This window comes from Mesorhizobium sp. M7A.F.Ca.US.007.01.2.1 (genome assembly GCF_003998165.1).
In the GTDB taxonomy this organism is placed as follows: Bacteria; Pseudomonadota; Alphaproteobacteria; order Rhizobiales; family Rhizobiaceae; genus Mesorhizobium; species Mesorhizobium ciceri.
Genome location: NZ_RZQP01000221.1, coordinates 1 through 10,416 on the forward strand (window position 1 = coordinate 1; position 10,416 = coordinate 10,416).

The 10,416-nt window shown below is 62.7% G+C and carries 9 protein-coding genes and 1 pseudogene; all 10 read right to left on the bottom strand.

Features of this window, described 5'->3' with window-relative positions:
- A pseudogene (locus tag EN949_RS28180) lies at positions 1-268 on the bottom strand (sugar kinase); the annotation flags it as partial.
- Positions 269-305: 37 nt separating this feature from the next.
- Complete coding sequence (locus EN949_RS28185; protein ID WP_063172821.1) at positions 306-1,523, bottom strand: ROK family transcriptional regulator; 1,218 nt, start codon at positions 1,521-1,523, stop codon at positions 306-308.
- 171 nt (positions 1,524-1,694) lie between these two features.
- On the bottom strand, positions 1,695-2,708 hold the full coding sequence (locus EN949_RS28190; RefSeq protein ID WP_013530261.1) for a substrate-binding domain-containing protein: 1,014 nt from the start codon (positions 2,706-2,708) through the stop codon (positions 1,695-1,697).
- 44 nt (positions 2,709-2,752) lie between these two features.
- Positions 2,753-3,721 carry an ABC transporter permease gene (locus EN949_RS28195; protein WP_032898845.1) on the bottom strand — a complete coding sequence of 323 codons (969 nt, stop codon included), beginning with the start codon at positions 3,719-3,721 and terminating at the stop codon, positions 2,753-2,755.
- 31 nt (positions 3,722-3,752) lie between these two features.
- A complete protein-coding gene (locus tag EN949_RS28200; protein ID WP_024502257.1) occupies positions 3,753-5,276 on the bottom strand; it encodes a sugar ABC transporter ATP-binding protein in 1,524 nt (507 codons plus the stop codon).
- Positions 5,277-5,337: 61 nt separating this feature from the next.
- Complete coding sequence (locus tag EN949_RS28205; RefSeq protein ID WP_013530264.1) at positions 5,338-6,225, bottom strand: sugar phosphate isomerase/epimerase family protein; 888 nt, start codon at positions 6,223-6,225, stop codon at positions 5,338-5,340.
- 416 nt (positions 6,226-6,641) lie between these two features.
- Positions 6,642-7,271: an HAD family phosphatase gene (locus EN949_RS28210; RefSeq protein WP_127366750.1), complete on the bottom strand. Its 630-nt coding sequence runs from the start codon at positions 7,269-7,271 to the stop codon at positions 6,642-6,644.
- On the bottom strand, positions 7,271-8,791 hold the full coding sequence (locus tag EN949_RS28215) for an FGGY-family carbohydrate kinase (protein ID WP_127366747.1): 1,521 nt from the start codon (positions 8,789-8,791) through the stop codon (positions 7,271-7,273). The genes EN949_RS28210 and EN949_RS28215 overlap by 1 nt, the downstream gene beginning before the upstream one ends.
- A gap of 163 nt (positions 8,792-8,954) precedes the next feature.
- On the bottom strand, positions 8,955-9,755 hold the full coding sequence (locus EN949_RS28220) for a BtpA/SgcQ family protein (RefSeq protein WP_064994611.1): 801 nt from the start codon (positions 9,753-9,755) through the stop codon (positions 8,955-8,957).
- Between the two features lie 38 nt (positions 9,756-9,793).
- The coding region (locus tag EN949_RS28225) for a DeoR/GlpR family DNA-binding transcription regulator (RefSeq protein ID WP_164782563.1) at positions 9,794-10,416 on the bottom strand (623 nt) is incomplete at its 5' end.

The following is a 10,416-nucleotide window of genomic DNA, read 5'->3' on the forward strand; positions in this document are numbered from 1 at the left end:
TGTCTACGCCGTCTCGCTTCAGGCGCTCCATGTTGACCGCGCCGAAATCGTCGTCGCCCACCACGCCCACCATCGCGGCCGCTCCGCCCATACGCGCGCATTGATCGATGAAGATGGCGGGCGCGCCGCTCGGAAAGGGACCAATGAGGTCGATCGGTTCCCGGAAGCCGGTGCCTGTCTGCCTCGCGACGATCTCTACCAGGATTTCTCCAATCGTCACGGTTGGCCCGAGCGAGTCCGGTGCAAGCGTTTGGGGGAGGTCGTTCATCAAGCGTCCAATCCTGGGTGTGGTGTCGTTTGCGGTTTCACGACGCCGAGGCGTCTGGACCGGAAACCGCGTCCTTGTTGAGCATCTGGTTGTCGAGCGACATGAAGCGCTGATGCATCATGCAAGCGGCTCCGAAGGCAGCTCCATAGATGGCGCTCTCGTTGAAAACGATCTCGGGGATAGGAAAGGTCGCGGCCTGGAGCTCGCGGATATGCGCGTCGACCCGTGCGGCGACCAATGGATACAATTCCGCGACGGACCCGCCCAGCACGATGCGGTTCGGGTCGATCAGCCGCGAGATCTGCACGACTGCAAATGCGAACAAGACAGCCCATTCTTCGGCGAGCTGCACCGCTTGAGGAACACGATCGCGGACGTCACGCAGGAACAAGTCCAAGTCGGCGTCCGGCCTGTACTGGCGATAGGATGACAGGATGCGGTCGCGCCCGAAGGCCTGCTCCAGATTCCGGTATGTCGGGTTCCGTGTCTTGAGGTGGCCGACTTCTCCGGCCAGGCCATTGCCGCCGCGGAACAACTTGCCGTCGATCACAATTCCGCCACCGACACCGTTCTCGATGACCATGAAGAAGGTGACGCCGCTCGCCGCTTCCGGCTGGCTGTATGTGATGCCGATGCCGAATGCGTTGCCGTCATTTTCCGCGGATACCGGGATCTCGGCCGGAAGAAGGCTGCGGGCAAGGCCTGTGAGATCGACATTGCGCCACCCCAGGATCGGTGCGACGTGGATGAAACCATCCTGGTTCATTTGTCCGGGCACCGCGATGCCGATGCCCTGACATCGCGCCAGGCTATCCTTCCGCATCTCGAGAAACACCTGTTCGATCGCCATGTGGACCGCGGCCTCCGGATCGCTGTCATGTCCTTCGAAGCGCGTCATGGCGCTGCGAACGATCTTGCCCGCGAGATCGATCTCGACGCATGTCATATGTTCGACACCGATCTCTATGCCGGCGAAGAAAACGGCTTCAGGCACGATTTCCACGAGGATACCCGGTCTTCCGGCCCTGGGCTGGCCCGCCGGATTCGCGATATCGTTCTCCGCTACTTCGCGAACGAGTCCGGCCTCGACCAACTCCAGGACGATATTGCCGGCGGACGAGCGGTTGACCCCCATATGCCTGGCGAGATCGGCCCGGCTCAAAGGGCCGAAGCGGTGGAGCGCGTTCAGCGTCGCTACCGAATTGCTCTGGCGGATCCTGCGAGGCGAGCTGCTGGCGAAGGTTACATGGTTCATGGCGGACTCCGCATGTTCGTTCCCAGCCTATACTTCACCCGAGCTTGTTTTTCCTCCGGCAACGCAAAGTCCTCAAAAGAATGAACCGCCTGATGTCGGAAGCAGGCAATTCCCGCTGCGCCGGACGCGAAGGAGAATGCCGCGAGCGAGCGGCATCCTCCTGTTGGAGCGTCAATTGCCGACAAGCACCTTGTCGACATTCTCGGAGGTCACCGCCAGCCACGGCACGTAGTAATGCTGGTCCTTGCCGTCGTTCCAGGCGAGCTTGCCGCCGTTTACGTCCCAGACAGCCGCGCGCGGCTTGTAGCTGTCGCCGACGATCTTGTGCAGCGCGAGGTCGATCGCCCCTTGCGCCTGTCCGTTGGCATCCTGGAGGATGGACATCGACTGTTCGCCACGCTTGACGGCTTCAAGCGCGTCCTTGATGCCGTCCACGCCGGCGACCGGAACCGTCTTGGGATCCAGGCCGTGGTTGCGGATGCCCTCGATGGCGCCGACGGCCATCTCGTCGTTTTCGGCCAGGACGCCCTGGATCGCATCGCCATGCGAGGTCAGGAAATTCTCCATCAGCGTGATGGCCTCGGCGCGTGACCAGTTGGCGGTGTTCTGCTCCAGGATGGTCACTCCGGGATTTTCCTTCAGCACCTTCTGGATCCCTTCAAGCCGCTGTACCTGGGCCGACTGGCCCAGCATCCCTTCCAGGATCACGACCTTGGCCTGCGGGCCGGCCTTGTCGATCACCGCCTTGGCCAGCATTTCGCCGGCCTCGACATCGTTGGAATTGATGTAGGCGTCGTAGAGCGCGGTGTTGGAAACCATCGTGTTGGAGCCGAACACCGGGATGCCGGCTGCCTTCGCGCGCTCGATCGGTTCATTACCGGCGTCGATGTCGACCGGGATGAAGATGATCGCGTCGTATTTTTCGGTGATGGCTGTGTCGAACAGGTTCGACTGCGTCAGCACGTCCTGGCGACCGTCGAGAACTGTCAGCGTGGCGGTACCGTCCGCAAGCGCGGGGTGCGCCTTGGCGGCATCGGCCCACAGAACATTGTACTCGGTGTTGAGGCTCTGGACGATCGCCGCGATCTTCAACGTCTTGGCGTCGGCCGAACTCCCCCCGAACACCATGCCTGCAAGGGCAAGGCCGGCCGCTGCTCCCATCAGGAAGCGTCTTGTCGTTTTCATGTGCATTTCCTCCATGTTGCGTGCGGCCGCGCCGCTTGCGCCTGTTACTCTCTCCCGGCTCGGGAGCGGTCGATCAGCACCGCGAGGACGATGATCGAACCCTTGATGATCTGCTGGTAGTATGAGGACACCCCCATCAGATCGAGACCGTTGCTGATCATGCCGATGATCAGCACGCCCACCAGCGTATAGCCGATGCGGCCGATACCTCCGGTGAGGCTTGTTCCGCCGATGACCACCGCCGCGATGGCATCGAGTTCGTAGCCGATGCCCGCCTGTGGCAGGGCGGACGTGGTGCGGGCCGTCAGCATGACACCCGCGAGACCGGCCAGCGCGCCCATGATGACGTAAACCGAAAAGATGATGCCGGTGGTGTTGATGCCGCTCGTCTTCGCGCTGCGCGGGTTTCCGCCCACCGCATAGACCCGTCTTCCGTAAATGGAGTAGCGCAGGACGATTGCCGCGACAGCGAAGACGACGGCGAAAATGATCACCGGTACCGGTATGCCGAGCACGAGACCCTGGCCGAGCCAGCGGAATTCGAGGCTGAGATTGGGAATCGGGCGGCCGCCGCTGTAAAGCAGCGTCGCGCCGCGCGCCACGCTCAGCATTCCGAGCGTGGCGACGAAGGCCGGCACCTTGAAGTAGGCGATCAGCCCGCCATTGACGGCGCCGCAAAGCGCGCCCACGGCGACGCCGGCCGCGACTGCTAGGAGCGGATTGAACGCATCCGCGCCGGTGACCAGGCTGGCCGCCACGGCGCCGGCCAGGGCCAGAAGCGAACCGATGGAGAGATCGATGCCGGCCGTCAGGATCACGAAGGTCATGCCGACAGCCAGCACACCGTTCATGGAGACCTGCCGCAGAACGTTCAGCAGATTGTTGGTGGACAGGAAGTTCGGCGACGCCAGCGACAACACGACGAACAGCAGGATAAACGAGATGACGATGCCATAACGGGCGATGAACTTTCCCAGGCTCATGCCGCTCATGCTTTGACTGGCGGATACCATTGGATTCTTCTCCACGAAATGGATCGTCTGGCTAGGAAGCCAGATGAACGAGGGTTTCCTGGGTGGCCTCGGGTCCGGCGACCTCGCCTGCGATGCGGCCCCGGCGAAAAACGACGATGCGATCCGCATTGGCGAGGATTTCGGGCACCTCGGACGAGATCATCAGCACGGCGTTTCCCGCCTTCACGAAATTGCCGAGGAAGGCATAGATCTCGCGCTTGGCGCCTTCGTCGACGCCGCGTGTCGGCTCGTCGCAGATCAGGATCCTGGGGTTGGTATCGACACAGCGCGCAAGGACAACCTTCTGCTGGTTGCCGCCGCTCAGGGATTGGACGGGCAGGTCCGGCGACGCCGTCTTGATGGAGAAGCGCTTGATGTGCTCGACCACGCTCCTGGCTTCCGCCGATCCGTTCATGAAGCCCTTGCGCGCATAATGCGGCAGGTTGGCCACGGTGATGTTGTGGGCGACCGACGCGGTCAGTGACAGGCCCGTCTGCTTGCGGTCCTCCGTGACCAGCGAAATGCCGGCGCCGATGGAATCGGCGGGCGTCTTGAGATCGATAGGCTTGCCCTCGATCAGCACCTGGCCGGAATCCCGCGGCTCGTTTCCGTAGAGCGCATTCACGAACTCGCTGCGACCGGAGCCGAGAAGCCCGTATATGCCGACGATCTCTCCCGCATGAACGGTCATGTCGATGTCGGCGAACTTTCCCTTCGATGCAAAGCCGCGGGCTTCGAGCAAGGGTTTCTGCGGGCCGGTATCCTTCGGTTCGCGATGATGGTCCAACAGGTCGCGGCCGACGATCGACCGGATCAGGCCCTTGCGGTCGATTTCGGAAATCGATCCGCCGCCTACGAAACGGCCGTCGCGGAAGACCGTATAATCGTCGGCGATCTCGAAGATCTCGGTCAGGCGGTGCGAGACATAAATGATGCCTACGCCCTCCGCGGTCAGAGTGCGGATCGCGTCGAACAGCATCTGCGCCTCGCGCTCGCCAATGGCCGAGGTAGGCTCGTCCATGATCAGGATGTCGCTGCGGCGGCTGATTGCCTTGGTGATCTCGACGAGTTGGGCCTGCGCGATCGAAAGATCGCGTAGCCGCGCACCAGCGGGGATGTTGAATTTCAACCGCGCCAGGATCGCCTCCGCGTCGCTTAGCATGCACTTGTCGTCGACGAAGAAGCGGCCGCGCCGCTGTTCGCGGCCGAGATAGAGGTTCTCGGCGACGGTCATGTCCAGGAAGGGGCTAAGCTCCTGGGTGATGATGGCGATACCGGCATCGAGCGCCTCGGCGGGGGAGGAGAAATTCACCTCCCGGCCTTTCACCGTGACGGATCCGGCGTCGCGCCGCAGCATCCCCATCAACACGCCGAGGAAGGTGGACTTGCCGGCACCGTTGCCACCGCACAAGGCATTGACCGTCCCGGCGCGCAACCGAATCCGCCCGTCGACCAGGGCGGGAACGCCTGCAAAGCTCTTCGCGACATTTTCGGCGCTGAGGAGAAGCGGCGCGGTGGCGCCGTTCTCGTTGGTGATAGCTTCGTTCTGCGTCATCTTCCCGTCCTCCTCGGGATGAGATGGCGCGGGCGCTTGTCGGCCCGCAGCCCTTTCGTCTTCAGGCAGCCTTGTTGATCTCGGCCCGGCGCACGGCTTCTTCCCAACGGCTTTCGATGAAAGCCTTGGCATGCGCGGCGAGCGGATTGTTGTCGGTCCAGGTGTCGCGCCAGATGCCGCACACACGCGACAGGGCTTCATCGACGATGGCGCTGGAGAAGCTCTCGAAGGTGACGTCGCGATTGTGGAAGCCAATGTCCACCAGCGCGGAAAAGATGCTCGCGAAATCGATCGTACCGGTGCCGAGATAGCCGCGGTAGTTCTCGTTGAAGTGGAAATAACCGAGCTTGTCCCCAGCCAGACGGATCGCCTCGGCCTGGCTCGCCTCTTCGATGTTCATGTGGAACGTGTCGAGATGCAGGAAGACGTCGTCACGGCCGGTGTCCTTGATGAACTTCAGGCCTTGCGCGGTCGTGTTCAAGAGGTTGGACTCGAAGCGGTTCACCACTTCCAGAACGATCTGCACGCCGCTATCCCTGGCCACCTCGGCTGTCGCGGCGATGGCGTCGGCGCTGTTCATCCAGCCGGTTCGCGTGGGCAGCCCGTCATACTTGCCGTGCATCGAATAGAGAATGCCGCCCAATCGGATGCCGCCGATGTCGCGGACCGCCTTCACTGCGTCGGACAAGAGCGCCTTTCCCTTGGTGACCACGGCCTTGTCCTCGCTCGAGACGTCCGCATCCGCCGACAGGCCCATCGTGACCACGATCTCGATGTCCAGTTCCTTGGCTTGCTTCGCCAGGCGGTCGAGGTCGAATTTCTCGGGCCGCAGATAAGCGAACTCGATCAGCCGGTAACCATGATCCGCCGACTTGGCGAGTGCCATTTCCAGGCCCTCTTGGGTCAGGCCGTTTGTCCAGACAAATGAATGGATACCAAGACGCCGCATTCAGATCCTCCGATAATTAGGTTTGCATGTTAAAGATACAAACTTGATCCTGAATGCCTAAAATTCAGCTTCGGCGCAAGAGGAATTCTGGCATTGGTCGGCGCGAGCCAATCATGCCGGATTAAAAAAATGCTGGAAAACAAATGGTTGAGAGGCATCATGGAGATGCGAGAAAATTTTCTCTGACCTATGCGAGAAACGGGATATGCAGCTTTTGACAACAAATATCCCGTCACTTGCGCAGACCGAGCGGCATGGACCGCTCGCTCGGCGAGACGCAAGGCGAATGCGGAACGAGCGGAACCCGGTCCAACGTTCGTCAGTTCCTGCCAAGGCATTCGCTTGGGACCAGCCGGCGGACGCCCGATCCTCCGGCTTGCCCAAGCGCGCACCCGGACGCGGCGACGCGCAAACCCTCAGCCGGGAAACAGGTCCAGGATCGACGACAGACGGTTGGCACTGAGATCGATGTCGCTGAGCGGGCTGCCGCTGGGGAGATAGCCAACCACGAACAGACCGGCGGCCCGTGCGGCCTTGGTGCCGGTGCGGCTGTCTTCCACAGCGACGACGGATCCCGGAGCTATGGCGAGCTGCCGGCAGGCCTCGCGATAGGGCGTTGGGTCGGGTTTGCCGACCGTAACGTCGTCGAGGCTGATTGTGAGGCTCATATGGTCGAGCACGCCGAGCGCATCGAGATTGGCATTGACGACTTGCCGGCCGGAATTTGACACGCAGACCTGCGGGATGCCGCGGTCAGCCAGGGTCCGGATCGTCTCGACCGCCTCGGGGATCGGGATGGCGTCCGCCCGGTTGGCGACGTAGTGGGCATTGATGGCGGCGAGCCACTCCGCCTGGTCAAGCCCGACTGGGAGGCGCGGACGCAGCATTGTCCAGACGTCGCCCATATGGATGCCGCGAAAGGCTTGGTCGGGCAGGTCGTCAAGATCGACGTTCCAGTTGCGGCAGCCGGCGAGGAGAGATTGATGATGCAACGGCTCGCTGTCGATCAGCGTTCCGTCGATGTCCCAGGCGACGGCGCGATACATCACGATGGCGATCCCGCTTTGGTCGCGCCAGGAGCCGATAGGCGTGTATAGAGATCGCGATAGCGGCGGTAACCGTCGCGGTAGATGTCGGCCTTGCGCGGGTCGGGATGGAGCCGGTCGGCGAAGCTGACGAAACCGGAAACGCCCGACCAGTCGTCGGTCAGGCCGGTGCCTATCGCCGCCGTCCAGGCAGCGCCGATGCAAGAGCCGGGGTGCCCGGTCAGGCGTTGGACCGGCTTTTGCAAGACATCCGCGACAATCTGCATCCAGACCTTGCTGCTTGAGCCGCCGTCGGAGGCGAGATAGCGCTCGGTCCGATGGCCCATGTCGTTGAGCACCTCGACATGATGCGCGATGGCAAAGGCATAGGCCTCGAGCAAAGCGCGCCAGACATGGCCGATATCGTGCGAAAGCGTCAGGCCGTCGATCACGCCGCGGGCCGCTGGATCATGGATCGGCGTCTTCTCGCCAAGGAAATAGGGCAGGATGATGAGGCCCTCGGCACCGGCGGGACGCTCTGCCGCCAGTGCATCGAGCCGCTGGTGTACGGAAATACCCTCGGCCTGTGCCGCGGCTATCTCGCCGCCGGCGAAATTGCGTACGAACCAGTTGAGGGCGGAGCCGCCTGTCGACATGCAGCCATTGGGCATGAACAGGCCCGGCACCAGGTGATAATCGAGATACATGCGCGGATCGGGCTTGATCTGATCGGTAGCGATCAGGATATCGACCGAGCCGCCGAATTTCAGGAGGACATCGCCCGGCTTGGCGACGCCGGCGCCAAGCGCGGAGGCGATCATGTCGGCTGCACCGCCGACGACCGGTGTCCCCGCCATCAGGCCGGTCTCATCGGCGGCCTTCGCCGAAACGGAACCGAGGATCTCATGCGAGGCGATCTTTCGTGGCACGGCCGAGCGCGGTATGTGCGCGAGCGCCACCAGATCGTCGTCGATCCGGTGCGTCGAAACATCGACGAAGCCGGCCTCCAGCGCCCAGTTCTGCTCGACCGCACGTTCGCCGGTGAGGCGCCAGTTGATATAATCGTAGGAGCCGAAAACGGTGGCGATGCGGCTGAACACCTCCGGCTCGTGACGCTCAATCCAGCGCAGCTTTGCGGTGACGAGCTGTTGGTTGATGCCGTTGCCGGCCTTGGCGATGAAAGCCGTCTCATCGCATTCGGTCCGCAGTTCGGCCACTTCGGCGCCACAGCGGCCGTCGCTCTGCTGGATGCTCGGCCGCAGCACTTCGCCCTTCTCGTTCAGAAGAACGACCGCCGGCAGCATGCCGGTGGTGCCGACCGCCACGATTTCCTCGGCCTTGATGCCGCTGGTCCTGAGCAACTCCTGCACGATGCCGCGGACATTGGTCCACCATTGCGCGGGATCTTCCTCGGCCCAGCCCGCATGCTCGGAATGCAGCGTGACGGGGCGCGAGGCGAGGCCCAGCACCTGATCGGGAAGCCGGATCAGGATGCCGATCGTCGAGGTGGTGCCGATATCGAGACCGAGAACGAACGCCATGTCGAATCCATTGAAATGCTGGGAAGGGCAGGCGGGCGAAACCTGTCTGCCTCGTTGTGTCGCACTGCTCGATACCAGTCGATCATTCCGGACGCCGGCCTGCAACGATCGATATGATCACCGCGAGCCGGCGCGATGGCCGGCATCGCCGTGGAAGCCGTCCTCAGCGCAAAGTGGCGACAACATCCATGAAGCGCTTGACCCGATCGCCGTCGACGGCGTTCCAGGTATTGCCATCGATCTTGAAATGGGTCCCGATCACGACGCCGCTCGCCAGCGAAAGGACGTCGCGGACATTGTCGATGTTCACGCCGGTGTTGGCGAAGACCGGCACGTCCTTGATCGTCTCGCAGACGCTGCGCAGGTGGGACTGGTCGGCCGGCTGGCCGGTGATCGGACCGGAGACGAGGATCGCGTCTGCCATCGACGAGAACACCGCGCTCTTGGCACGCAATTCAATCGGGCGCTGGTCGAGCGAGTGTGCGAACTCGGCATTGATGTTGAAGAGAAGCTTCATGTCGTCGCGACCAAGATTGTGCCGCAGGCGCGAGGCGGCGGCGCAATCGGGCTCCCACAAGCCCATATCGGAAGCGAACAGGCCGGTGAAGATCTCGCGCACGAAACGGGCTCCGGTGGCAGCTCCGATCGCGACGCTGGCAGTCGGATCCCAGAGATAGTTGACGCCAAACGGCACTTTCAGCTCGGGCTTCACCGCCTGGACGATGGCAGTCATGGCGGCAATGCCCTCGGGCGGCGCCTTGAAGACATAGGGGCGGTCGTTCTCGTTGCCGAACATGATGGCATCGACGCCGCCGTTCTGCAGCTTGCGGATGTCGGAGAGTACGCCATCGATCAGCTTGTCGAGGCCGCCATCGGCATCATAGAGGGGCGTTCCCGGCAGGGCACCGATATGTGCCATCGAGATGACAGCCTTCTTCTTGTCGCCGAAAAATTCAAATACCATCGAGTCTTCTCCTTGGGGATAAAGTGAAATGGCGCGCCTCAGTCGCGCGTCAGTGGCGGCGCGATGCGCAGGTCGACCTTGGCCGCGGCGAGCGCCGCGACGATCTTGGCCGGCGGCTCGGCATCGGTGATGAGGATGTCGATGTCCGACAGTGGCGCTATCCGCACCAGCGACATGCGCAGGAATTTGGCGGAATCGCACAACACGATCTTGATGCCTGACCGCCTCAGATAGGCGCGCTTCATATCGGTATCATCGAAGGAATAATCGAAGAGGCCGTCCGCTGTGATACCGGAGACGCCGATCACGGCGACATCGAACCACAGCGCCTCGAACTGGGCGATGGCCGCAGGCCCGCCGGTCGACATCTCGTCGGCCCGTACGCGGCCGCCGGCAACATAGACTTCGGGCACACCGCCATTCAGCGCCGCCGCGATCCTGAGGCTGTTGGTGAACACCTTGGCGTGCGGAAGGTCCCTGAGGTGCTCGGCCATCAGATAGGTGGTGGTGCCGACATCCAATGCGATCGTGCGGTATCCCGAAACCAGCGCGGCCGCGGCCGCGGCAATCGCGGCCTTCGGGTCGCGGCGCTGGCGCAAGCGCGAATCGAAACTCGGCTCTTCGCTGTCCATGGCGACCAGCGGCGGGGTGTTCGCCTCGC

What these genes read in the sequence shown, in the direction of transcription:
- EN949_RS28220 (WP_064994611.1), bottom strand. Translation starts at nt 9,755, where the DNA reads ATGGTATTTGAATTTTTCGGCGACAAGAAGAAGGCTGTCATCTCGATG.
- EN949_RS28205 (WP_013530264.1), bottom strand. Translation starts at nt 6,225, where the DNA reads ATGCGGCGTCTTGGTATCCATTCATTTGTCTGGACAAACGGCCTGACC.
- EN949_RS28215 (WP_127366747.1), bottom strand. Translation starts at nt 8,791, where the DNA reads ATGGCGTTCGTTCTCGGTCTCGATATCGGCACCACCTCGACGATCGGC.
- EN949_RS28210 (WP_127366750.1), bottom strand. Translation starts at nt 7,271, where the DNA reads ATGTATCGCGCCGTCGCCTGGGACATCGACGGAACGCTGATCGACAGC.
- EN949_RS28190 (WP_013530261.1), bottom strand. Translation starts at nt 2,708, where the DNA reads ATGAAAACGACAAGACGCTTCCTGATGGGAGCAGCGGCCGGCCTTGCC.
- EN949_RS28195 (WP_032898845.1), bottom strand. Translation starts at nt 3,721, where the DNA reads ATGGTATCCGCCAGTCAAAGCATGAGCGGCATGAGCCTGGGAAAGTTC.
- EN949_RS28185 (WP_063172821.1), bottom strand. Translation starts at nt 1,523, where the DNA reads ATGAACCATGTAACCTTCGCCAGCAGCTCGCCTCGCAGGATCCGCCAG.
- EN949_RS28200 (WP_024502257.1), bottom strand. Translation starts at nt 5,276, where the DNA reads ATGACGCAGAACGAAGCTATCACCAACGAGAACGGCGCCACCGCGCCG.